General features: G+C 39.2%; 22 protein-coding genes. 16 read left to right on the forward strand and 6 right to left on the reverse strand.

Annotated features, from left to right (window positions below):
• From NMU02_RS03290 to recA, 13 genes are all read left to right on the forward strand, one after another.
• Positions 1-2,397, forward strand: coding sequence for an ankyrin repeat domain-containing protein (locus tag NMU02_RS03290; protein WP_255025772.1), 2,397 nt, complete (start codon positions 1-3; stop codon positions 2,395-2,397).
• 64 nt (positions 2,398-2,461) lie between these two features.
• Entirely contained in the window at positions 2,462-2,935 is a 474-nt protein-coding gene (locus tag NMU02_RS03295; RefSeq protein WP_255025773.1) for a hypothetical protein, read from the forward strand.
• Between the two features lie 267 nt (positions 2,936-3,202).
• Positions 3,203-4,246, forward strand: a complete 1,044-nt coding sequence (gene rlmN / locus NMU02_RS03300; RefSeq protein ID WP_255025774.1) for a dual-specificity RNA methyltransferase RlmN — start codon at positions 3,203-3,205, stop codon at positions 4,244-4,246.
• Between the two features lie 80 nt (positions 4,247-4,326).
• Positions 4,327-5,430: a 4-hydroxythreonine-4-phosphate dehydrogenase PdxA gene (gene pdxA / locus NMU02_RS03305; protein WP_255025775.1), complete on the forward strand. Its 1,104-nt coding sequence runs from the start codon at positions 4,327-4,329 to the stop codon at positions 5,428-5,430.
• 313 nt (positions 5,431-5,743) lie between these two features.
• Complete coding sequence (locus NMU02_RS03310) at positions 5,744-6,439, forward strand: NTP transferase domain-containing protein (protein WP_255025776.1); 696 nt, start codon at positions 5,744-5,746, stop codon at positions 6,437-6,439.
• A gap of 10 nt (positions 6,440-6,449) precedes the next feature.
• Complete coding sequence (locus tag NMU02_RS03315) at positions 6,450-7,343, forward strand: ATP-grasp domain-containing protein (RefSeq protein WP_255025777.1); 894 nt, start codon at positions 6,450-6,452, stop codon at positions 7,341-7,343.
• A gap of 4 nt (positions 7,344-7,347) precedes the next feature.
• Entirely contained in the window at positions 7,348-8,265 is a 918-nt protein-coding gene (locus NMU02_RS03320; protein ID WP_255025778.1) for a CDP-alcohol phosphatidyltransferase family protein, read from the forward strand.
• Positions 8,262-8,963 carry an HAD family hydrolase gene (locus NMU02_RS03325; protein ID WP_255025779.1) on the forward strand — a complete coding sequence of 234 codons (702 nt, stop codon included), beginning with the start codon at positions 8,262-8,264 and terminating at the stop codon, positions 8,961-8,963. Before NMU02_RS03320 ends, NMU02_RS03325 begins: the two co-directional genes overlap by 4 nt.
• A 224-nt stretch (positions 8,964-9,187) precedes the next feature.
• Positions 9,188-10,489: an inositol-3-phosphate synthase gene (locus NMU02_RS03330; protein WP_255025781.1), complete on the forward strand. Its 1,302-nt coding sequence runs from the start codon at positions 9,188-9,190 to the stop codon at positions 10,487-10,489.
• 218 nt (positions 10,490-10,707) lie between these two features.
• Positions 10,708-11,904 (forward strand): saccharopine dehydrogenase family protein, encoded by a 1,197-nt coding sequence (locus NMU02_RS03335; RefSeq protein WP_255025782.1) that lies wholly within the window; start codon positions 10,708-10,710, stop codon positions 11,902-11,904.
• A gap of 89 nt (positions 11,905-11,993) precedes the next feature.
• Positions 11,994-13,007, forward strand: coding sequence for a radical SAM protein (locus NMU02_RS03340; protein ID WP_255025783.1), 1,014 nt, complete (start codon positions 11,994-11,996; stop codon positions 13,005-13,007).
• Between the two features lie 176 nt (positions 13,008-13,183).
• On the forward strand, positions 13,184-13,636 hold the full coding sequence (gene bcp / locus NMU02_RS03345; RefSeq protein WP_255025784.1) for a thioredoxin-dependent thiol peroxidase: 453 nt from the start codon (positions 13,184-13,186) through the stop codon (positions 13,634-13,636).
• A 14-nt stretch (positions 13,637-13,650) separates the two neighbouring features.
• Positions 13,651-14,694: a recombinase RecA gene (gene recA, locus NMU02_RS03350; protein ID WP_255025785.1), complete on the forward strand. Its 1,044-nt coding sequence runs from the start codon at positions 13,651-13,653 to the stop codon at positions 14,692-14,694.
• A 126-nt stretch (positions 14,695-14,820) separates the two neighbouring features.
• Here recA and NMU02_RS03355 read toward each other — a convergent pair whose 3' ends face one another.
• Positions 14,821-14,994 carry a hypothetical protein gene (locus NMU02_RS03355; protein WP_255025787.1) on the reverse strand — a complete coding sequence of 58 codons (174 nt, stop codon included), beginning with the start codon at positions 14,992-14,994 and terminating at the stop codon, positions 14,821-14,823.
• Between the two features lie 358 nt (positions 14,995-15,352).
• Here NMU02_RS03355 and NMU02_RS03360 point away from each other — a divergent pair, with 358 nt between their 5' ends.
• Together NMU02_RS03360 and NMU02_RS03365 are read left to right on the forward strand one after the other, a co-directional pair.
• The gene (locus NMU02_RS03360) at positions 15,353-17,446 is read left to right on the forward strand and encodes a KamA family radical SAM protein (RefSeq protein ID WP_255025788.1); all 2,094 of its coding nucleotides are present in this window, start codon (positions 15,353-15,355) and stop codon (positions 17,444-17,446) included.
• A 41-nt stretch (positions 17,447-17,487) separates the two neighbouring features.
• Positions 17,488-17,808 (forward strand): hypothetical protein, encoded by a 321-nt coding sequence (locus tag NMU02_RS03365; protein WP_255025789.1) that lies wholly within the window; start codon positions 17,488-17,490, stop codon positions 17,806-17,808.
• A gap of 2 nt (positions 17,809-17,810) precedes the next feature.
• Here NMU02_RS03365 and mnmA read toward each other — a convergent pair whose 3' ends face one another.
• The 4 genes from mnmA to NMU02_RS03385 all read right to left on the reverse strand — a co-directional run bounded on the left by mnmA (position 17,811) and on the right by NMU02_RS03385 (position 24,282).
• Complete coding sequence (mnmA, locus tag NMU02_RS03370; RefSeq protein WP_255025791.1) at positions 17,811-18,881, reverse strand: tRNA 2-thiouridine(34) synthase MnmA; 1,071 nt, start codon at positions 18,879-18,881, stop codon at positions 17,811-17,813.
• 115 nt (positions 18,882-18,996) lie between these two features.
• A complete protein-coding gene (locus NMU02_RS03375; RefSeq protein WP_255025792.1) occupies positions 18,997-21,162 on the reverse strand; it encodes a S46 family peptidase in 2,166 nt (721 codons plus the stop codon).
• Positions 21,163-21,191: 29 nt separating this feature from the next.
• Positions 21,192-23,294: an outer membrane beta-barrel family protein gene (locus NMU02_RS03380; protein ID WP_255025793.1), complete on the reverse strand. Its 2,103-nt coding sequence runs from the start codon at positions 23,292-23,294 to the stop codon at positions 21,192-21,194.
• 64 nt (positions 23,295-23,358) lie between these two features.
• Complete coding sequence (locus tag NMU02_RS03385; RefSeq protein ID WP_255025794.1) at positions 23,359-24,282, reverse strand: hypothetical protein; 924 nt, start codon at positions 24,280-24,282, stop codon at positions 23,359-23,361.
• A 127-nt stretch (positions 24,283-24,409) separates the two neighbouring features.
• Here NMU02_RS03385 and NMU02_RS03390 point away from each other — a divergent pair, with 127 nt between their 5' ends.
• Positions 24,410-24,868 (forward strand): DUF695 domain-containing protein, encoded by a 459-nt coding sequence (locus tag NMU02_RS03390; protein ID WP_255025795.1) that lies wholly within the window; start codon positions 24,410-24,412, stop codon positions 24,866-24,868.
• Here the strand turns inward: NMU02_RS03390 and NMU02_RS03395 are convergent.
• Positions 24,865-25,755, reverse strand: coding sequence for a glycosyltransferase family 2 protein (locus NMU02_RS03395; protein ID WP_255025796.1), 891 nt, complete (start codon positions 25,753-25,755; stop codon positions 24,865-24,867). The two genes, NMU02_RS03390 and NMU02_RS03395, sit on opposite strands and share 4 nt — an antisense overlap.
• Positions 25,756-25,791 lie beyond the last annotated feature (36 nt).

A 25,791-nucleotide genomic window follows, 5' to 3' on the forward strand; every position in this document is an offset into this window, starting at 1 on the left:
ATGAAGTGGATATTAAGCATTTTTATTTTTTGTCTGCTGAGGGGATCTTGTACTCCCGGGCAACCTGTAAATAACCAGGGTAGACAATTGACCCGAGAGGAATGGCAAAAATTGAGTCCCGTTTTATCGGAACTTCCTAATCAGGTTTGTGCCGATACCATACGCCGTCTATTAACCCGGGGTATCGACGGCCGGTTGTTTGTCATGTGGGATTATCCGCCCCGGGAGAATTCGGATGTCATCGAACTGACGTCGGAAGAGCCCGGTCCCTTCGAAAAAATAAGAATGTATGAAGGCTCTACCCCTTTGATGATAGCCGTACGTTACGGGTATGCAGACTTATCTAAAATGCTCATCGATATGGGAGCTGATATTAAAGCAAAAAATCAGATGCGCGGTATGGATGTTGTCGCGATGGCAGAAGAGACACAAGACGAGACGTTTATTATGCAATTTATAGATTGGGCGACTCCTAAAACGGGAGTAAAATATTTTACGGATAACACCGGTATCTTATTTTATGCGGCTGTTTTTCATCATTTCAATTTACTTGAAAAAATGATAGAAATGGGGAGCGATATAAATGCTCCCGATAAAATTACCCGATATACAGTATTGAGCCAAATGGTAATGAAAAGAGATACGGTTGTAATTGGCAAGCTTCTCGGATTGGGTGCCGACCTGAATGCGGGACTTGACGGATTCAGACCGTTCGATGCGGTCGCAAAACTCCCTTATTTTGAGGACTATATAGTAGAGTACCTTCTTCGGCACGGCATGAAGCCTTATTTTAACGGAGTTACGCAGGTAGGCCCGATTGAGGTGATGAAAGCTATGTTGGAAAGCGGGACAGATATTAATGCGCAAGATTCCGCCGGGTGTAGTTTCTTGTGGCATGCCGCTGAAAATGATAATTATAAATTGGTAAAATATTTGATTGAACAGGGTGCCGATGTTAATTTAGCTAATCATAATAACCGCTTCCCGATAGACGTAGCGGGTTCTTCTTGTTTTGATTTATTAATAGCGGGAGGAGCAAAACAGGGCGTTCAAACGGATTATTTTCGCTTATTCGATGCGGTACGAAATGGAGAGATCGATATTGTTGAGGAACTTGTACATAAAGGGGTAGATGTAAACCATAGTATTGGAGGTGACTATGCGATCAATACACAGGGGGATGTAAGTACCGAAACGCATCTCGAAATTTTAGATATTTTGTTAAAAGCCGGCGCTAATATCGGAGTTCGTAACCGGAGCGGATATTCCATTCTTCCCGATAAAGCCGCCGTAAGAGATTCTGTCATCGTAAAATATTTGCTCGAACGAGGGGCTGACCCGGACATATGGGGATATACCGACCGAACGGCACTTCATCGTTTATCCGCTGTAAATTATTCGGAAAGCCTTCCGGGTGTTTTGTCGATGATGAAAACTTTGATTGAATACGGAGCTGATGTGAATGCATTGGATAAAGACGGAAATACTCCGTTGCTGACAAATATGGAGGCCCTGTCTGTTTCCGATTATCAGGAAGAAACGATCCGATTGCTTATTGCGTATGGGGCCTCGTCACGAATCGAAAATTTTGATGCTATGAGCCCACTGGATTTATTGAAAAGAAAAAAATTCAGTCCCGAAGTAAAGCGATTGCTTGAACGGCAAGATTATACGTTGGGAAATTACCGAGAAAAACTGAAACCGGTATTTGACCTTTATAAGGGTAAAATAGGGATCGGGGTTGTTATTAATTTATTGGCGTCTGACGATATAGACTATACATTGACGCAGGAGATTGTTCTCGGTGATTCGCTACATACCCGTTTTAACGAGGGGGCTACATCGTTGTCGGTAGCGGCTGCTCTCGGATTCGACGAGATCGTAATCGGGCTTATCGCTAATGAAGCATCGGTAGATATACGAGACGGGCGTGGTTATTCACCTTTGGGGTATGCAGTCGAAAAAAAACGATATAAAACCGCTGAGATATTGTTGAAGTTTAACGCCTCTCCATACTATCCAGACACGAACAATCCCTTTAAAATTGCGACCCGGCTGAAAAATTATAAAATACTCGATCTGTTGCTTCGTTATCATCCTGATCTTAATATGTACGACGATAATCCGCTGATCGATGCTGTGCTTCTCGGAGACGTGCGGCTTGTCAGTTATTTTTTGAATAGAAAAGCCAATCCGGAAGCTCACGACGAGCAAGGTCGTACGGTTCTTATGGTAGCTGCCGAAAAAGGGAATGCGGATATTGTGAAAATGTTGTTGATTGCAGGCGCCGACCCATTGGCGACCGATGAGGCCGGCAGTTCGGTTTGGGATTATGCGGATGGGAATGAAGACGTATTAAAGATTTTGCCTAAGAAGGAACCCTCTGGCGAACGGTAAAAAAACGGATATCTTTTTGTAAATAGGAAAAAATGGTAACGAACGTAATTATAAAATTAGTATTATGATTGAAAATGTAACTTGCGCGACGGAAAAAAATGCGACGGATGAAATATCTCGAAAAAGAGTATATACCCCGAATATGATTTATGTGGCTGCCTTCATTGGCGGACCCTTTGCCGGAGCCTACCTGATGGCGGAAAATTTCAGCGTGTTCGGCCGTAGACGGTTTGCAGGGATTACATGGATTGCCACTTTTATATTTATCACGTTGTTTGCCCTTGAATATTCTTTTATGGAAAAAATTCCTAATTTTCTTATTCCGGTTACCTATAGCACAATATATATGTTTTTAGCAAAATGTTACCAAGGAGAACAAATCAGGGAATGTCTTGAAACGGGGGGATTGAAATGGTCGATATGGAAAGTGGCGTTGGTAATAATCGTATCACTTATAGTAACTATTTTGTTATTTTTGCTGGCTTTAATTAACACATGGCCTCCTATGTTAGGGGAATACAGTTACATGAACAAATAAAACAATACTTGATTTTTCCGGTATTTGTTTCGCTGTTAAAATGTGCGATTATATTAAAATACATACATATCGGTAAAAAATTACCGGTGCATAGTATCTATTGTTTTAGATTATTTGCTTTTGATATTCAGCGATTTATTTTACTACCGGTCGGCTATTTTTCTATACATGTTTTTTTATGATGCGATTGTAATGCATAAAAAGGGCGTCGCGAGTTGATATCTTACATTCGTTTACGTATTTTTGTATAGAAAAAGGAGACAGAACGTGGAAAAAATTCGTTTGGCCGGGAAAAACCGATCAGAAATTGCCGAGATTGTAGCAGAGTTGGGAATGCCCCGTTTTACAACTTTACAGATTTTGAAGTGGATATATGTAAAACGGGTGAATCATATCGATGAAATGACCGATTTATCGAAACGTAACCGGTTGTTTCTCGGAGAAAAATATGAGGTCGGATATTTCCCTCCTGTTGACGAAATGAGGTCGTTAGACGGCACGGTAAAATATCTGTTTGGAAAGTCGGCTCGAGATTCGGTTGAATCGGTTTATATTCCCGATCGGGATCGCGCTACTTTATGTGTATCTTCCCAGGTAGGATGTAAAATGAATTGCCTTTTTTGTATGACCGGTAAGCAGGGGTTTTCACGGAATCTGACTGCAAATGAAATATTGAATCAAATAGTTTCGATCCCCGAAAGCGATACCTTAACCAACGTCGTGTTTATGGGAATGGGAGAACCGCTCGATAATGTCGAAGAATTGATGAAAGTTCTTGAAATCCTTACCTCTGATTGGGGATTTGCCTGGAGTCCCAAACGTATTACCATATCTACGATCGGTCATAAAAGCGGTATGATTCGTTTTCTCGAAGGAAGCGAGTGTCATCTTGCTGTGAGTTTGCATTCTCCTTATCCGGTCGAACGTTTATCTTTAATGCCCGTAGAAAAAGCGTGGCCTGAATATGAGATTATAGAGTTATTGAGGAATTATGACTTTTCGAAGCAACGAAGATTATCTTTCGAATACATCATGTTTAATGGATTGAACGACAGTATCGAACATGCTGAAGAACTTTCTAAAATACTACGAGGATTGCATTGCCGGGTAAATTTGATACGGTTTCATGCGATCCCGGGTGTAGATTTAAAAAGTTCTGATGAAGATGCAATGATACGGTTTAGAGATTGTCTTAATCGTAGAGGGGTAATTTGTACGATTCGTTCGTCGCGTGGTGAAGATATTTTTGCAGCATGCGGCATGCTTTCGACTGTTCGGAAAGGAGGAACGCGAACCGATATTCTTAAATAAAGGATACATTATTTAAATTAAAAATATCTATATTTCGGAGAATAATAGTAACTTAGAGCTTCAATTACGAAATAGAATTTATGGAAGAAAATTATAAGGTAAAAGTGGGAATTACCCAGGGAGATATTAATGGAATCGGCTATGAAGTTATTCTGAAAACCCTTTCCGATCCGCGTATTGTAGAAATGTGTACGCCGATCGTTTATGGTTCGCCCAAAGTTGCGGCTTATCATCGTAAGGCACTCGAGTTGCCTCCGATGAGCTTTAATATTATCAATGAAGCCGGACAAGCCGAAGACCTTAAACTCAATATTATTAATTGTATCGATGAAGAGGTAAAAGTGGAATTATCAAAACCTACTGCCCAATCGGGGGAAGCGGCTTATTTTGCACTTGAGGCGGCTTCGACCGATATCGAACGGGGGGCTATCGATGTGATTGTTACGGCTCCGATAAATAAACATGTGATACAATCCGATAAATTCGATTTTCCCGGACATACCGAATATTTTGAGAAACGTTTGGGGAAAGGTCGAAAATCATTGATGATACTTATGAATGATGTTTTGCGTGTTGCTTTGGTAACGGGACATGTGCCTTTAGTTCAGGTTCCATCGATGATAACGCAGGCTGATATCGTACAGAAGCTTCGTATTTTTAATTATGCGCTCAGGCAAGATTTCGGGATCATAAAACCCCGTATCGCTGTATTGTCACTTAATCCTCATGCCGGTGAAGAAGGTTTGTTGGGAAACGAAGAAAATGAAATTATTATACCGGCTTTAAAAGATGCAGAGGAACAAGGAATTTTGTGTTTTGGTCCTTATGCCGCCGATGGATTTTTCGGATCGGGACATTTTTCTCATTTCGATGGAGTGTTGGCTATGTATCACGATCAGGGATTGGCACCCTTTAAAACTCTGGCTATGGAAGAAGGGGTGAATTATACAGCCGGATTGCCGATTATACGTACATCTCCGGCACACGGTACAGGGTATGATATTGCCGGTGAAAACAAGGCTTCGGAAGAGTCGTTTCGCCATGCGATGTATCAGGCAATAGATATATTTAATTGTCGCAATCGATTTAAAGAAATGAAGTCGAATCCTTTGAGAAAGCAGTATTTCGATAAGAGTGGAGACAACGAAGTTCTTAATCTCGAAGAAGAAGAAAAGGAAGATTGAAAAATAGTAGTAAGGTCGTAATACGGGATAACTGCTTATAGATATTCCGTATTATTAATATTTAACAATCTTTTATTTGTTGTGTTTTTAATAATAATTAATCTTTGTAACTGTTAATTTGAAAGCAAAAGAGATGTAATTATATCTTTTTTATAAAAATATGCAGCTATAAATGGTAAACTATTGTAACTGATAAAGTTTTGTTAGTTTTATTTTATCAATGGGGAAGAATGTTAAAATAAGGCGTTCTTTTTGTTTCGTAACGAATATTACTGACATTTGCATCTTGTGAAACTGTAATGTAACAGAGTGTATGAAGTACGCTGTAATAGCGGCGGGAGAGGGGTCCCGACTGGTAGGGGAAGGAGTAAAAGATCCGAAGCCTTTGGTAAAAATTAATGGAGAAGCGATGATCGATCGTCTTATACGTATTTTTATCGAAAACAAGGCTGAATCGATAAATATCATTATTAATTCGGAAATGCAGGAAGTGAGACGACATCTTGATTCGTTGCAGCTTCCGGTGCCCTTGCATGTAGAAGTGAAATCCACTCCCAGTTCGATGCATAGTTTTTTTGAATTACGGGAGTGGTTGCGTGGCGGAAGGTTTTGTCTTACGACTGTTGATACGATGTTTCGTGAAGATGAATTTTCATCCTATATATCCCGGTTCGAAGAGAGTGCCGGAATCGGAGGTCTAATGGCTGTTACCGATTTTATCGATGATGAGAAGCCGTTATATGTTGAAACAGATAAAGATTTGAATATAAAGGGTTTCAGAGATAATGTCTATGATAATGCCCGATATATTTCTGGAGGAGTTTATGGCCTAACCGAACCGGCAATTGATATTTTGGAAAGGGCTATGCGGGACAATGTTTCCCGTATGCGGAATTATCAGCGTCGTCTGGTTTCGGAAGGTATGCAATTAAAAGCATATCCTTTTACAAAAATTATCGATGTAGATCATGCCGGAGATATCGAAAAAGCAGCCCGGTTCGTTAAATGAAATTGAAAATATGGAAGATCATATAAGGATAGCCGCAGTACGCAGAGCAGGTGCATACTCACCCAATCATATTGGGAACGATGCCGCCATATTCAGTCAGACGTTGCAATGTTTGCATAATGAAGGATATACGATTACCGAATACAGCGAAGAAGAGTTTCAGGTAGCAGATATTGCGGAAGATGTCGTGATAAATATGTGCCGTGAAATGGCTTCTATTTCGAAACTCCAACGGCTTGAAAAAGAAGGTAAGATCGTTTTGAATTCCGGTTTCGGGATTGAGAATTGTACCCGTGAAAAAATGACTCGTCTGTTATTGGAAGCTAAAGTACCTTCACCCGAAAGTATTATAGTATCTACAGATGAGGATGTCCTCCCGTTGCTTCATGCCGAACGATTTGTGAACTGTTGGATCAAACGAGGAGATTTTCATGCCATGCATAAAGAAGATGTCAGTTATGTACGTCATCCTGAAGAAGCGATTGAAATATTGCGGGAATATGCATTGCGTGGGATCAGCCGGGCTGTTATAAATCGTCATCTCGAAGGCGATTTGGTAAAATTTTATGGGATCGCCGATAGCGATTTCTTTTATTGGTTTTACCCGTTTGATATGAATCATAGTAAATTCGGCTATGAACAGATTAATGGGAAAGCGGTAGGAATCCCGTTCTCGATCGATGAAATGCAATCGATTTGCCGAAAAGCGTCGGAAGTATTGAATGTACAGGTGTACGGAGGTGATTGTATTATATCTCCCGAAGGTGATATATGTATTATCGATTTCAACGATTGGCCGAGTTTTGCTCCTTGTCGGGATATCGCTTCGATACATATTGCACGCAGCCTCGATTTGGCGATAAAGAAAAAACGGGTACGGCATATGACTGAAGCCAGAAAATGATTTTATGGAAAACGGGAAAGAGAAGATAACATTACGTTCGACATTAAAGTCGATGGATACCGAAGAGACGATCGATTTATGGTTTTATCGTCCTATCGGATATGTGTGGGCTTTGTTGTTCAGGCGTTTGGGTATATCCCCGAATGCGGTTACCATTGCGTCTATTTTTATCGGGATAGCTGCCGGTATTCTGTTCTATTTCGATAACCTCATGTATAATGTGGCAGGAATGTTATTGCTTATATGGGCGAATTCTTTTGATAGTGCCGACGGCCAGTTGGCCCGTATGACGGGAAAATATTCTCGGTTGGGGCGTATACTCGATGGTTTGAGCGGAGACCTTTGGTTTATCACTATTTATATCGCTTTATGTTTGCGATTGATGAATGAAGGATGGAATGTTTCGGTATTTGCGTTAGGGGCTATAGCCGGATATTTCCATGCACAACAAGCGTCTATGGCCGATTATTATCGCAATTTTCACCTGTTTTTTGTAAAGGGAAAGAGCGGATCGGAATTAGAAGATATGTCACAACTCGAACAAAATTTCAAAAAGCTAACGTGGAAGAAAGATTTTATGACAAAACTCGTACAATTTTTTTACATCGGTTATACGAGAACTCAGGAACGTCTTACTCCTAATATGCAGGAATTACGTTCGATCATCAGAAGCAAATACGGTGACAATGTTCCCGAATGGCTGAGGGTACAATTCAGAGCTAAAAGTTTACCATTGATGAAGTATACCAACATGCTTTCGTTCAATACGCGGGTAATAGCATTATTTATATCGTTGTTTTTGGATGAAGTATGGCTTTATTTCGTTTTTGAGCTAACGGTATTGAATATTATGTTGATATATATGAGAATGCGTCACGAAAAGATTTGTGACGATTTTGTAAAAAAACTGACCGCTTTATGAGGGTGAAAGGTATAATTTTCGATTACGGCGGAACGATCGATAGTGACGGTATACATTGGAGTGAGATTTTGTGGGAAGCTTACTACAAATATAAAATACCTGTAAGTAAAGAGATTTTTCGGGAAGCGTATGTGTATGCTGAAAGAGCTCTGGCGCATACGGTTTATATACAACCGGAGCATAACTTTTATCACATGTTAAAGATAAAGGTGGAGATTGAGCTTAAATACCTTGTTGAAAATAAGATTCTCGATATCGATTATTCGAAATATTGTGAAGATATTTCTCGATTCTGTTATGATCGTGCTCATATGTCGGTTAAAAAAGCTGAAAATATTATATCTCAATTATATGCAAAATATCCGATGGTACTTGTTTCTAATTTTTATGGAAATATACAAACGGTTTTAAATGATTTCGGAATCGGAAAATATTTCGGTAAAATTATTGAATCGGCAGTTGTCGGAGTGAGAAAACCCGATCCGCAGATTTTTCGTCTTGGCGTGGAGGCTTTGGGTCTAAAGCCGGAGGAAACGGTCGTCGTTGGCGATAGTTATAAGAAAGATATACTTCCCGCAACCTCTATCGGTTGTGCTGCGATATGGTTGAAAGGAAAGGGTTGGACCGATGAAGAGGATAAGATCGCTTATGAACAAACAATTGATACTATTGTTAAATTAAAAGAACTTTTGTTGTAATAAATGGCAATGGGAATAGAGGATATATAAAGGCTTAAATGTTCTTTATCACTTTAAAAATGGCTGAAAGTTCGTATTTAAAAGTAAATAAAGTAACTTTGTAAATAATTGTTGTGAAAACCTTTTTGGGATAAGAAAAAACAATATATATTTAACTAAAATTTGATGGAAATCATCATTCAACATTTTATTCAACTTGAAAAGTTGTATTAAATAAAAAGATTATGGAAAAAATTAATGAGGAAAAAGCTGAGGGTAAATTAGGCGTACTTTGTGTAGGTTTAGGAGCTGTGACTTCAACTTTTATGACAGGGGTTTTAATGGCTCGAAAGGGGTTGGCAAAACCAGTCGGATCTATGACTCAATACGATAAAATTCGTGTAGGTAAAGGAGCTGATAAACAGTATAAGCATTATGGAGAAATCGTATCGTTAGCCAAACTTGATGATATCGTATTCGGAGCTTGGGATGTTTATCCGGCAAATGCATATGAATCGGCGATCAATTGTGAGGTATTAAAAGAAAAAGATATCGAACCCGTAAAAGACGAATTGGAAAAGATTGTTCCCATGAAGGCTGCTTTTGATCATAATTATGCCAAACGTCTCGATGGCGACAATGTAAAGAAATGCAAAGATCGCTGGGATATGACCGAGCAGTTGAGAGAAGATATCCGTAAATTCAAAGCTGAAAATAATTGCAATCGTATTGTCGTTATCTGGGCTGCTTCTACCGAAATATACGTACCGGTTTATGAGCCGGTTCACGGTAGTCTTGCAGCTTTGGAACAAGCGATGAAAAACGATGATAAGGAACATATCGCTCCTTCGATGTGTTATGCTTATGCTGCATTAGCCGAAGGCGCACCTTTTATTATGGGGGCACCTAATACAACCGTAGATATTCCCGCTATGTGGGAAATGGCTGAAAAAACCAAAATGCCTATTGCCGGAAAAGATTTCAAGACCGGTCAGACATTGGTTAAATCGGGATTTGCACCGATCATCGGTACACGTTGTCTCGGCCTTTCGGGATGGTTTTCGACCAATATACTCGGTAATCGCGATGGCTTGGTATTGGATGAGCCGGCAAACTTCCGTACCAAAGAAGTTAGTAAATTGTCTACATTAGAGTCGATACTCGTACCCGAAGAACAGCCCGATCTCTATACCGATTATTATCATAAAGTGCGTATCAATTATTATCCTCCCCGTAACGATAATAAGGAAGGCTGGGATAATATCGATATTTTCGGTTGGATGGGATATCCTATGCAAATAAAGATAAATTTCCTTTGCAGGGATTCAATTTTGGCAGCTCCTCTTTTGCTCGACCTCGTATTATTGAGCGATTTGGCTGCACGTGCAGGACGTTATGGTATACAACGGTTCTTGAGTTTCTTCTTGAAGAGTCCAATGCATACTGAAAACGAAATTCCTGTAAATCATCTTTTCCAACAATATGTTATGCTGAAGAATGCCATTCGTGAAATGGGCGGATATGAAGCCGATGAAGAGATCGATTGATTTATAATTCATATATTTTATTATAAATAGGAAAGGTCGGGAAATAAATGTAATTTCTCGGCCTTTTTCATATTCTCTGTATGGTATGTGTAAAACTCGTTTAGGGATAAGGAAAATCTCACGATTAATATTATCTTTGTATGTCGTATGATAGGGTTACCTTTAATTTTTAAATGAGGTAATTCCATTGAACTAATTAAAAAACCTGTATATAAGAAATGGGAAAAGTTTTAATTATCGGTGCAGGTGGCGTTGGTACCGTGGTGGTCAACAAAGTCGCTCAAAATCCCGATATTTTTACAGAGGTCGTTCTGGCCAGTCGTACAAAATCGAAATGTGACGCAATTGTTGAAGCGATCGGAGACAAACGTATTAAGACCGCTCAGGTAGATGCCGACAATGTTGATGAACTGGTAAAACTGTTCAACGAGCATAAACCGGATATTGTAATCAATGTGGCTTTACCTTATCAGGACCTGACGATTATGGATGCTTGTTTGGCCTGTGGTGTGAATTATCTCGATACTGCTAATTATGAACCGGTCGATGAAGCAAAGTTCGAATATAAGTGGCAATGGGCTTATCAGGATCGTTTTCGTGAAGCTGGACTTACGGCCATCCTCGGATGCGGTTTCGATCCGGGAGTTTCGGGAATATATACGGCATATGCGGCAAAACATCACTTCAAAGAAATGCAGTATCTCGACATTGTCGACTGTAATGCCGGTGATCACGGAAAAGCTTTTGCCACTAATTTCAATCCCGAAATAAATATTCGGGAAGTAACGCAGAAAGGCAAGTATTTTGAAAATGGAAAGTGGATTTATACCGAACCGCACGAAATACATAAACCGTTGACTTATCCCAATATCGGGGCTAAGGAGTCGTATCTTATTTATCATGAAGAGCTCGAATCTTTGGTTAAAAATTTCCCGACTCTTAAACGGGCCCGCTTCTGGATGACTTTCGGTCAGGAGTATCTTACTCATCTTCGTGTAATACAAAATATCGGTATGGCACGTATCGATCCGATTATATATAACGGAGTGGAGATTGTTCCTATTCAGTTCTTGAAAGCAGTATTGCCGGATCCCGGAGAGCTGGGACAAAATTATACCGGAGAAACGTCTATCGGATGCCGTATTCGGGGTATTGGGAAAGATGGGAAAGAACTTACGTATTATATATATAATAATTGCAGTCATCATGAGGCTTTTCTCGAAACAGGTGCGCAAGGAGTAAGTTATACGACCGGTGTGCCGGCTATGATCGGAGCGATGATGTTCTTGAAAGGACTTTGGAAGAAACCGGGAGTCTTCAATGTCGAGGAATTCGATCCCGACCCCTTTATGGAGCAACTCAATAAGCAGGGGCTTCCGTGGCATGAGGTATTTAATCAAGATCTCGAATTGTAATAAGAAATTTTTCGAAAAAATACCCCGACTCACTGAGCCGGGGTATCTTCATTTTTTTGTGGTTGATGATTTTGTCATAGCGGTTGATAATGGGAAATATATATTCTCTTTTTAAAGTAGCTTCTTGTATAAAGAGTCAGCGGTTGAAATTGGCAGGAATAGCGGCATTGCATTTTATGGGAAAGCGATATATCGGGGTTTTTCTCGATCCGGTATTAGCTTGTAACTTTCGTTGTCGAATGTGCTATTTTAGTGATGAAAAGAAACGCAGAGAGATGCATGGAATCATGTTGCATGAAGATATCGAGGCTGTTGCCCGTTCACTTTTTCACAGGGCATTGAAGTTGCAGATCGGTTGCGGGGCAGAACCTACATTGTTTAAAGACCTGCCTTTTATCGTTTCCTTAGGGAAAAAATACAGAATACCTTATATCTCGCTGACAACTAACGGAAATCTCTTGAACCGGGATTCGTTAATGGCTCTTGCTTCGGCCGGTCTCGACGAAATAACACTTTCGGTTCATGGGGTAAAACGGGAAACTTACGAGTATTTAATGGTGAACGGCGATTATGATAAGTTTGTGTCTGTACTCGATAATGTTAAAGATGTGAAAGTGCTATACCCTCGCTTTAAATTACGTATCAATTATACGATGAATGACGATAATATAAAAGAATTACCGTTATTATTCGAAACTTTCCCAAATCTGCCTGTCGATATATTGCAGTTGAGGCCGATACAAAAGATAGGAGAGACCGATTATGATAATTTTTCCCTGAACAAGATCGTGGATAATTATGATGGCATTATTACTCCCTTGCTTCGGGAATGCCGTCAGCGTAATATTGTATGTCTTGCGCCTTCTCCCCGAAATTTGCTTATATTAGAAGATAATAATACTGGCGAGATGATTTCAGAAGCTACCTACTGTTATGTGTCTCCTCATATATGTTGGCATTCAGATTATGATTATCGTAACATGACCTTTGAAAATTATTCTCGTAAGGCCCACATCGGCAAGTCTTTATTGAAGAAAGTTTTTTTACCTCGCCGTAAAAAAAAGGTTCAGGTAACTCGTAAAATAAATTATATAATAAAATGAAAAAACAAAGATATGCTTCTTTATGGCATATCTTTTGATTTCCTTTGTACACAAGAATAGGAGATACGACGGATTAATAAAATGACAGAGAATACTGGAAATTAATAATTTGTGGTTGTCTGTTGTGGTCTCTGCTTTTATTTATTATCTTTGAAAAAAAGAAAATATATAGGAATATGGCATTGAAGATAGGAGATAAAATACCGGATATTTTAGGTATTAACCAGGACGGAAAAGAGTTAAAAGCCAGTGATTTTACCGGTCGTAAAATAGCTCTTTATTTTTATCCTAAAGACAATACTCCCGGTTGCACGGCAGAAGCATGTAGCTTGAGAGACGGGTATGAAAACCTTAGGTCTGCAGGTTATGAAGTAATAGGGGTAAGTAAAGACAGTGTGGCTTCGCACCGTAAATTTGCCGATAAAGAATCTTTACCGTTCGATCTTGTAGCCGATACCGATACGTCGCTGAACCAAATATTCGGTGTATGGGCTTTAAAAAAGATGGCGGGTCGGGAATATATGGGTACTGTACGTACGACATTTCTGATCGATGAAAACGGTGTAATACAGAATATTATTACCAAAGTCGATACTAAAGATCATGCAAAACAAATCTTGAATTTATAAATAAAACAAATTATATGGCGGAAAAAGAAGCAGAAAATAAAATTGAAAAAGGGGGTAAAATTGCTGTGCCGAGTGAGAAATTAAAGGCTTTACAAGCAGCAATGGACAAAATAGAGAAGAATTACGGTAAGGGTGCCATTATGAAAATGGGAGACGATCATGTTGAGGAAGTGGCCGTAATCTCTACCGGATCTATTGGTCTTAATGCAGCTTTGGGAGTCGGTGGTTTGCCCCGCGGACGTGTTATCGAAATATACGGACCGGAATCTTCCGGTAAAACGACTTTAGCAATACATGCTATAGCCGAAGCACAAAAAGCCGGTGGTATTGCAGCTATTATCGATGCTGAACATGCTTTCGATCGTTTTTATGCCGAAAAATTAGGAGTAGACGTAGAAAATCTTTGGATCTCTCAACCCGATAGTGGAGAACAGGCTCTTGAAATTGCCGAGCAACTTATACGTTCATCGGCTGTAGATATCGTTGTAATCGATTCTGTGGCCGCTCTTACTCCAAAGGCAGAGCTGGAAGGTGAAATGGGGGATTCGAAAATGGGATTACAGGCTCGTCTCATGTCTCAGGCTTTACGTAAATTGACGGCAACGATTAACAAGACGAATACGACTTGTATATTTATAAATCAGTTGCGGGATAAATTGGGTGTAATGTTTGGGAATCCCGAAACAACAACCGGTGGAAATGCTTTGAAGTTTTATGCTTCGGTACGTCTCGATATACGCAGAATCAGCCAAATAAAAGACGGTGACGAGGTAATCGGTAACCAGACGCGGGTGAAAGTAGTTAAAAATAAAGTAGCACCACCTTTCCGTAAAGCCGAGTTTGATATAATGTTCGGTGAAGGAATTTCTAAATCTGGGGAAATAATCGATTTAGGAGTCGAGAAAGGCATTATAAAGAAAAGCGGTTCGTGGTTTAGTTATGGCGAAACAAAACTGGGTCAAGGTCGGGATGCAGCAAAGAAATGTATTCTCGATAATCCTGAGTTGGCCGACGAACTGGAAGGCCTGATAATGGAAGCGTTGAAGCCTGTAAAATAAAGAATTCTTTTGCTTTTATTCTGTGTGGTTGACGACAGGCGATGCCTTGCATAGATAAGAGTGAAGGGTTGATGTGTCCCCCGGTATTTATATTCCGGGGGATTTTTAATAGTCCTCGTCGTTAGTTCATATGGCACTTGCGTGGGTAAACTCCTGAAAACTGAATATACCCAGAATTAGTATGCCGATAATAATTACTGTAAAGAAAATAATTCCTAATACATTTTCGAGCTTTTCGTTTTCACGGTTAATAAAACCGGCTTCGTTCGTTCTGAAAACCCATTTTTTTAAATCCTTCATAATAACTACTATTTACAATTATTAAAACAGATTCTTGTTCGTAATGTTCGTTGATAAAATATTATGTTTGAAAATACTTAGAATAAAAAATACCTTGAAAGTGTATATTGAACAATTTGGAGTGCAAATATAAAAGATAATCATATATATTAAATTAAAAAAATCATAAAAATTGCCCTTACAAATATCTGTGCACAAAAATGTAAAAGATGTTATATATTTTCTACTTGTATAATCGCATAAAAATTCTTATCTTAAGAAAGATTTTATTCCGAATGGCAATTTTCTGATCATCATTGGTCGATAATGATGCTGTTGCCAGATGTATGAATATTAATAATAAGGAGAAGGTTGTTTTATGAAGAATAGAAGGTTATATAGGTTATCTCTGTCTGGTTTAAAAAAGTTGTTTGCGGCTGATTTTCCCGAGATCGTGAATATGGCACTGAGCAGTGCCGGAGATGAAGATTTTAAAAAGAAATTGTTGGAATATGTTATCACTTACTCAAAAGCCGATTTAAAACAGAGAGAACACTTTTCATTGCTTATCGATAACGATGGAAAAAATATTTTCGAGTTATCTACAGGAGAGAATATGCGGGTAAATACAATTTCTGTTTTCAGGAGAGTGCTCAGGGGGGAACTTGTAGGAGACGGTTATGTCGATTTGTTGCTCGATCTTTATTATCAGTTTCGCTTTTTGCAAAATACCGGAATTTCTGTCGTACCGGTAGATACAGAAAAAAGATGGATGTCTCGATGGTCTTCGGGGCTTGATGAAAATGTTATGCAGATTAGAGCTGAAAATAAAGAAAGAATTATGCATTTGCTTGTACGTAAAATCGAAAATCGGTATAGTGAGAATGCTCGTTATCGGTTTTCTGAAAAGATGGAGTATAATGAAAAATTGGGATTGGTTAAAGAATGGTGGAGGGATTTTCGTTTTCATTTGTCTATGGCAGTAAAAAGCCCTTCGGAATTGAATCGTTTTTTAGATTTTTCTTTATCGGAGGAGACCCTCGATATTTTGAATAAAGCTCAGAGAAAAGGTATGCCTTTTTTTGTAACTCCTTATTATTTATCGTTGCTCGATGTGTCGGGAAATCATTACGATGATAAAGCGATACGTAGTTATGTACTTTATTCAGAAAAATTAGTTGAGACATATGGTCGTATAAGAGCCTGGGAAAGAGAAGATATTGTACAAGAAGGAAAGCCCAATGCTGCCGGTTGGTTTGTCCCCGACGGACACAATATACATCGTCGGTATCCGGATGTGGCAATTTTTATTCCTGATTCTATCGGACGGTCATGCGGGGGCTTATGTGCTTCGTGCCAACGGATGTATGATTTTCAGAATAAAAGGCTCAATTTCGAATTCGAATCCTTAAAACCAAAAGAAACTTGGGATAAAAAATTACGTAAACTAATGAAGTATTTCGAAGAAGATACACAAATTCGTGATGTACTCATAACGGGTGGAGATGCTTTGATGAGTCAGAATAAGACACTGCGTAATATATTGGATGCTGTGTACAAGATGGCTAAAAGGAAAAAAGAAGCAAATTTAACACGGTCTGAAGGAGAAAAGTTTGCCGAATTGCAACGGGTTCGTTTGGGTTCTCGTTTGTTGGCTTATCTTCCGATGAGAATCGGGGATGAATTAATTGCTATCTTGTCTGAATTCAGGAAAAAGGCGTCGGAAATAGGAGTTACGCAATTTGTTATACAAACTCATTTTCAATCTCCTTTAGAGATAACTCCCGAAGCGGAGCAGGCAATAAATAAAATATTGGCCACCGGTTGGATTATTACCAATCAATTGGTATTTACAGTTGCAGCATCGAGAAGAGGACATACCGCTCAGCTAAGACGAAAACTCAATCAGTTGGGGGTAATCTGTTATTATACTTTTACGGTGAAAGGATTTGATGAGAATTATACCGTATTTACACCCAATAGCCGTTCTTTACAAGAACAGTATGAAGAAAAACAATGGGGTATGATGACGGCAGAACAACAGACGGAATTATATACTCTGATTAATGGAGGAAATGTTACGGCAAAAAGTATCCGGCAGTTTATGCGGAAATACAGGCTTCCGTTTTTAGCAACCGATCGCAATGTATTGAATTTGCCGGGAATCGGGAAAAGTATGACTTTCGTGACAATAGGAATTACAGCCGACGGTCGTCGAATTCTTCGTTTCGAACATGATAGGGGTAGATCTCATAGCCCTATTATCGATAAAATGGGTGATGTGTATATTGTTGAAAATAAGTCGATACGTGCTTATTTACGGCAGTTGGAAGATATGGGTGAAAATCCTGATAACTATCGTAGTATTTGGTTTTACACGCAAGGAGTGACCGAATCCCGTTTTAAGGGATATGAGTATCCTGAATTTGATTTTAGAGTAACCGAACATTTCAGCAATCTGGATGCTTGTTGAATTATATCGTTGAAGATGAGTATTTTAAAAAGAATTTGAATATGAGTTTATTTGTTTTTTCGGCCATTTTGGGCATAATTATTGCGATAATAGACGTTGTACCGATGATTATGAAGAAAATGCCCTGTTATTCTATAATAGCGGCCTTTTTTCATTATTTTTTCGTAACAATTGTAATTGTAAATACCGATATTCCCGGTTTACCATGGTGGTTGAAAGGGGGTGTTATCGGATTGGCTTTAATGTTGCCAATGCTTATTCATGTAGGACATGATGACAAAAGGCCTATACCGGTAATAACGGCGAATGCGATAATATTGGGAACGGTGGTATCAGTAGCCACTCATTATTATTATTTCTGACTTTACCGGTTAGTGATAACGGCGCTTCCATAACATAGTTTTAGGCTTCTGTCGTATAAAACGGCAAATTGCCCGGGAGCAATGCCTTGTATCAGCGTATCCGAGTGCAGGGTATATAATCCGGTAGTTGTATCTCGGGAAAGGATTCCTTCCGAAAATTCGGGTGTATGACGATTTTTAAAAGCGACTCGTACGGGTAAATCTGTCTTTTTCCATGGATTGTCAGTGATAAAATGGAGTCCGTCGAGAAAGAGATCGTATCCGTATTGTTTTTCGGTATCGTATCCGTTCGAAACGAAAATTACATTATCTTCAATATTTTTTCCTACGACGAACCATGGTCCCCCGCTGAGTCCGAGGCCTTTTCTTTGACCGATAGTATGAAACCAGTATCCCCGATGTTTGCCCAAGATTTTCCCGGTTTCGAGTTCGACAATTTTCCCTGGTCGTTCCCCTAACTGTTGTCGTATAAAATCGTTATAGTCAATTCGCCCTAAAAAACAGATGCCCTGGCTATCTCTTCTGTTTGCATTAGGGAGTTTTGCCGCTAAGGCGATATTACGGACTTCGTTTTTTTGAAGATTACCGATCGGGAACAAAATTTTGGAAACTTGCCGGTAATTGATTTGCCCTAAAAAGTAGGTTTGATCCTTTCGTTTGTCCGCTGCTGTAGAAAGATACGTGAGGCCGTTTATTTCGGTAGTTGTGGCATAATGACCTGTCGCAATTTTATCGAAATCCTTACCCCAGTTTTGTTCGAAATATCCGAATTTGATAATCTTGTTGCACATCATGTCTGGATTAGGGGTAAGACCTCGTTTTACCGCATCGAGAGCATATTGCATGACGTGTTCCCAGTATTCTTTATGTAATGAGACTTCTTCGAGCCGACAGCCGTATTTATGGGCCAGCCAGGTAACGATTTCTATGTCTTCTTCGGCAGAGCAATCCCCTTGGCCGCCTTCCATTCCGATACGTATATAAAATAATACCGGATTCTCCCCGGCTTCTTTTAACCGGTGTACGACAACGGCACTATCGACACCTCCCGAAACTAATGCGGCTATATTCATGATCTTATTCTTATCGGCTGCAAATTTAAAAAAAATGATATATGTATATTGTTGGGGAATAAAAAAGGTTGTTATCGATTGATAACAACCTTTTAAAGTCTTGGTATATGCTTATTTATTTTACAAGGTTCATCTCTTTGAGCAGATGTCCGGCGTTAGCATATTTATCGATTATAAATAATATGTAGCGTATATCTACGCTGATTGTACGTTGAAGATCGGGTTCGAAGACGATGTCTCCACTCATTGCTTCCCAGTTTCCGTCGAAAGCGGCACCGATCAGTTCCCCGTTTGCATTTATAACGGGGCTGCCTGAATTACCTCCGGTGATATCATTATTAGAGATAAAGCAGCAGGGCATTTCTCCGTTTTTCATTGCATAAGGGCCGAAATCTTTGGTTTCGTACAATTTTTTCAATTTTTCAGGTACTACAAATTCCCAGTTATTGGGATCTTCTTTTTCCATTACGCCTTTGAGTGTAGTATAATAATTATCGATGATACCGTCGGCAGGAGAGTAAGGCAGTACCTGTCCGTAAGTAAGACGAATCGAGAAATTGGCGTCGGGATAGGCCGGTTTATCCGCGTTCATTTCGAGTAATCCTTTGATGTATTCTTTGTTGGCCAACGCAAAATCATTATTATAAGGAATCAGTTCTTGTGTGAGTTCATATCCTTTTTTCGAAACAGAGCGGGAGAACATAATCATAGGATCGTTCTCGATTGCTTTTACAGTAGGCTTTTTTAGGAATTTTTCGAAATTTTCATCACTACCGAAAATCGATTTTTTAAAACAATCATCGATAAATTTATCAGTGTTTCCTTTGTACTTTTTATCGATATATGCAAAAATGTCGGGACGATCAGCAGGGGGAATATCCTTCATATAAGCCTTCAGCATTGCTTTGGCAACTCGGTTGTCTACTTTGCGGTTATAATCTTTATTGGCAAATATTTGGTAACTTTCTTTCAGGTTATCGAGTTCTTTGGCGATTATGTCTTTATTTTTACTTTTAATCGCTTTTACTAATTTAGGACTGATATAAGGTACTTTTCTGAATTCTATACCTTGATACAATGCTTCGGTAAGTGTCCGTAACTGATATTTTATAGAATCGGTATTTTCTATAGCTACTTTCAGGCTGTCGAGGGCTCTCAGGTATTCGGGTTTATTGTTATCCAGCGCCCATTTTCGGAATGCCGCTTCTTCTTTTTCTTTCTGACCGATAACATCGAGTTTATCGATGCCCCGGTTCATTCCGATAGAGTTTTTCCAGTAATTACTCGAAGCGGCATATTTTGCCGAATATTGAATACGCACTTGCGGATCGGCTAACATTTCGTCGAGCATTTCCTTTTGGCGTACATCCCTTATTTTTATCATACGGTCGTTGATGATATTTCTCCGTTGTTTTACTTCCCATGAAGTATAGTAACGGTTTGTTGTTCCCGGAAATCCCATAATCATGGCAAAATCGTTTTCTTCAATACCTTTCAGAGATATATTCAAGAACCGTTTAGGTTTCAGGGGAACGTTTTCGGGGGAATACTCTGCCGGTTTCCCGTCTTTGCCCATGTATACGCGGAATAGGGAAAAATCGCCGGTATGACGGGGCCACATCCAGTTATCGGTATCGGCTCCGAATTTACCGATCGACGAAGGGGGGGCTCCTACCATACGTACGTCGTTATATACATTCATTGTAAACATAAAGTAACGGTTTCCGCCATAAAACGGTTTTATGACTACCTCTACATAAGGATGTTCCTCGAGATATTCTTTACCGATGCGATTAACCGCTATTTCGTGAAGGAATTTAGTATCGAAAGGTTTCATAATATTGCTTGTACTGTCTTTCTCCAATTCTGTCTTCACTATGTCGGTTACTTCTTCGATTTTGTCGATAAAACGTACCTGTAATCCCGGAGTAGGGAGTTCTTCACTGCGGTTCATCGCCCAAAAACCGTCTTTCAAATAATCGTGTTCTACCGTACTGTGCTGTTGTATCGACCCGTATCCGCAGTGGTGGTTGGTGAGGATAAGGCCTTCCGGAGAAATGACCTCACCGGTACAACCGCCGCCGAAAATTACGATAGCGTCTTTTAACGAGGTGCTGTCGGGATTATATATATCGTCGACATCGAGTTTCAGTCCCAGTTCTTTTAGTTTTTCGGCATTTTGTTGTTTCAGTAACGGAAGCAACCACATGCCTTCATCTGCTTTAACAGGTGCGAATAAAGTCGCGAATGCCAGTGGCAGAATCAGTTTGTTTAGTTTCATAAGTTTTGGTTTTATGGTTGTATATTAAATTAATTTTTCATGAATAAGTTCCATCCTATATCCAGCCAAACGATACGGTTGTCGCGGCTTTTTACCGTGCGTTTATATAACGATGCCGTATCTACGACCGTAATTTCTCGAGAAGAACCCAGCCAATCGTCTATGCTCAGATTAACATATCCTTTCCCTTTGCATATAATTTGATTGATACCGGTATCTATCCGGTATCGAGAGCGTATCGTACCTTGTGCTGTGGTAACATCGGTAATATATGTTCCATTGCATTGTAAGGTAGTAGATGGTGTCATTCTGAAAGCGAGACCGCCTTTTACTTGTCCGGTCCATCCGTTACGCTTTTTCCCTTTTTTATCGGCTTGTATTTCATCATGAAATACGCAGCCGTTAATATCTATGCATATCCACTTTAAAGGTTCGAATGCCATTTCGGTTTCTAACCCTGTAGTTCGGGAATTATACAGATTCGATATGGTGGTCATATCGGGTCCGGTGAGCAAAGATACGATAGAATTTTTCCTGTTACGGTAAAAAACTGAAAATTTCATTTCTGAGAAGCGGGATATTCTATAATAGTATCCTATATTCAGACTATTGGTAATTTCCGGTTTTAACAGCGGGTTACCCTGTATTTTGTCGGCAGGATCGCTTTCATCGATAAAGGGGTTCAGTTCAGCGATGGTCGGTCGGTTGGTACGTTGCGCGTATTGAGCAGAAAATGTATGCTTATCGAAACAGAATTCTGCTAAAATGTTGGGGTACAGATGCCAGTAATCATAAGCCGTTTTTGCATCCGTATCTATCCGGGATACGACCCGGTGAACATATTCTCCTCTTAATCCTATTTCTAATTTCAATATTTCGTCGAAGTTCATTTCTCCCTGTAAATAGAGAGCTTGTATGTTGCGTGTCAATTTTGTTTTCCAGGAAGCGGACGGAACTTCAGAAAAAATATCGTTAGAAAACATTTCTTTTAAGTTGCGGCTATTATTCTGTAGTATTCTAGACATATAACCCGTATGTAGTTTAAAAATATCGTTTACCTCGGAACTAAAGTCTATACGGGCATCATATTCGTTAGAATTCTGGTCGATAAAAAGGTTATCTCGTATCAAATTTGGTTTGGGAACGATAATGGTTCTATCGTAAGCATTATTTTCGTCATAAAGAGTATGCCGGTAAGAAAAGTCTGTATTTATACGGTTTTTCCCTGATTTGCCTATGCTTTGTATATAAAAGATATTTGCAGATAAATTGTTGTTTTTGAGATTGTTATTTCTAACAATGCGTAATTCTTTAGGAGGTTCTGTATTATGTATATTCCCGATACGGTCGTAACGGGTTTGGTAAAAGAATAAAGTTGTTCCCGCTTTTCTGTAATTTTTCTCCGCATTCTCGTATTTAAAACCTAAATCTGCAAATACAGTTTCGGGGCGTGCTTTTGCCGTATTATCTTGTAACTGGGTTGATTCTTTATCACTGTTTCTGTTTTTTACAATCGTATTGTCGAATGAGCGTGTCCGGTATTCTTTTTTATATTCGGCACCAGCATCGAAAGACCAGTGATTTCCAAACGGCATTCCTATTTTTACACCTGCCTGGTAGCGATCGTTGTTTGCTGTTGCCGCATGTACACTTGTTGTAAAATTTTGAGTATAATTGCGTTTGAGTATAATATCGATGATTCCTCCATCGCCGTCGGGAATATTTTTAGCTCCGGTTCTCGGTATGTTTTCGGTAACGATACGATCTATGGCTGCAACAGGTAATTGTATGACGACTTCGTCGCGTTTTTCCCCCATCAATGCGGTCGGTCGTCCATCGATAAGAATACTTATTTTATCCGATCCCCGTAGTCTGATTATACCGTCGATTTCGCAATCTATCGATGGGATACGGGAAAGTAACGCATTTAGTGAAGCGCTGTTGGGGTGTATAACTTCACGGGGAAACGTAGTTGCCAGTGTTCCTCTACCTATTTTATGAGGATAAATGGTAGTTATATCTACTTCGTCGAGTTGACGATGCAGAGGAATTGAATCATTTATTGCGAATGTGTTGGAAATGTAAAATAAAGCTGTTATGCAGATTATCGCTGCTAAGGCGCGTTGCATCATGTGTAAAACCGTAACCTGATTAATTTTTGCAAAGGTAACGATTTTTGATAAAGCAGCAAGCGTGCTATTCGTAATAATCTATTGTCCGGGTAGCCTGAGAGGTGACAATGCCCTTTTCTGTAATCTGTTTTTGGGTCCAGTTTCCTTGTTTGTCGTAGCGGTATCCTATTAGCGATATAGCGGGTGAAATATTATTTGGGTCGGTTATGGTAATAGATACCGGGTTTCCGTAACGATCGTACTTTGTAACGGTATCGATTGTTCCCCCTGGTGCGAATTGTTTTGTTTCCGAATTGTTTATATTGCCGACAGAGTCGAGTGATGCGTTATATGTTTCGGTTATTTCATTATTTTTACCGGTACGGGTATAACTTGTAACATGTCCGGCAGAATCGTATTGTAAAGTTATGGTATATTTGAGTTTGTTTCTTCCGTCGAAAAATCTTTTCAGAGTATTGTAACCTTTATTGTCGTAAATGAGTTCTTCTTTTTCTACCGGAAAATTAAACGAATTGTATTTTGTTATTTCGACAGGTGCATTTTGTGCATTGTATTTATATGTAATTTGGGATTTAGGATAAAAAGCACCTCGATAGACATTTACCTGTATGCAGTTACCCGAGTTGTCATAACTGTATACGACTCTTGTTACTAAGTTGCCGTACATATCGGTGTAGTCGGCTTTTGAAACCAGGCCTTGCGAGTTTAGTTCGAGATTGACAGCACCGATAAGAGTATTATCGAGGCTGAGCATTTGTTGTTCTATGCGCAGGCCGTTGCGGTTATATTTGTCTATGAGTATATAGCTTGCCGTATCTTGTGAAGCCCCTGTTTCTGAAAACAAATAAGTCGTATGTACATGAGACACTTTTCCCTTGAGGTCTGATTCAAATTGCTGGGTTTCATAAGATCCTTCTCCATTTTCTTCCTGGGCCATAATCGTACAGAACTGAAATAAAAATAAAAGTAATAGACCGGTATATTTCATTTGATTTATTTTTTAATTATCCAACAACGAGAATGCGATGAATGTTTGATTTATATCCGGTAATTTCAGTTATCTTTGTCTTTATAGGAAATTTTTTTTATACTCGTTAAAATAATGAAGATAAAATATGAAACTTACTGACGATTGGTTTACCGCACTTTCTGAGAATGAAGCGGGCGATATGATGGTTGTATGCGGCAGGGATAATATTACTCCTTTTATCGAATCGGGAAAATTTAAGGAAAGGGCTGAAGTTTATTGGCGTTACAAGGGGGAAACGAAAGGAATGCCTTCGGATGAGGAGGCCCGCCGGATGGAACCCGTGCAAGAAGCTTTAAAAAAAGCGATGGAAAAAGATAAACTGGCTATACTTACGGGGGTTTATACCGGAGGAGACGAACGTATTTGGGTATTTTATACGCGAAATGTGCCAGCCTTTGGCCAAATGCTTAATAAAGCGTTAGAGCCTTTTGAATTACTGCCCATTGAAATTTATACGGAGAAGGATCCCGACTGGACCGAATATCATGAAATGTATGAATTGAAACCTGAAAACGGCGAAGGCGATACCGAAGAGGATTATTAGAATTTATGCTGTTTTTTATCGATAATTGAGAGATATCCCAGTTTATATAAAGCGAAAATTTTCAGATTCGGGTGCTCTCCCGTCAGATTCTTCAACATAAGATTATTGCTTATATGAAAACCGGCTTGTAACAGAAAATGCAATCCGGTTTTTTTTAGTTTTAAATATAAATTCAGTATCCTGACGTGTTTTATAAGAATGTCTTTATGACGTAATGAATTTTCGAGGCTTTTATGTGTTTTTTCGAGGAATTCATCGTTAGTGTCTATACCTTCATGATAAATGGGATTGTTTATATGCAGTAATGATATATTCAGAGTTTGTAACTGTTTCCCAAAAAAGGTGTCTTCATGTCCGTATTGTGTAAAATTTTCATTGAATCGGATTTGTTGAAAAATTTGGCGGTTAATTAAAAAACTGCTGCTAACAAATTGCCCGTATGGATTCTTTTTACGTTCGTCCGAATTTTTTTCTTCTGTTTTTATCCCGTAATAATACCGTAAGGTATGCTTTTTGTCTGGTTTTTTTCTTCTGATTTTTAATCCTCCACAAACGACATCAGCCGATTTCCCGGCTTCGATATATCGGGCAAGAAAATCTTTTGTAACTGGCATTGTATCGGAATCGAGGAATAAGATATAAGGGTAATGGGCCTGATCGGCTAAAAAATTACGAATGCGTGCGATGCCTATATTTTGATCCAGCTCGATGTAGCGACATTTCGGCAATAAATTCATTTTCCGGTTTTCCTGTTTATTTTCCTCTTTCGAATTATCATCTGCAACGATTATTTCTACAGAGATACCCAGTTTTTGTCCTTGCTGATGTAATTCTTCAACGAGCGACAAACAATTGTAATTGTATGTAGGGATTAATATCGATAGCATTGTGTTTTTATTCTGGAGTCGTCTGTTCTATCTTCA

Source organism: Coprobacter tertius, assembly GCF_024330105.1.
Lineage (GTDB): Bacteria > Bacteroidota > Bacteroidia > Bacteroidales > Coprobacteraceae > Coprobacter > Coprobacter tertius.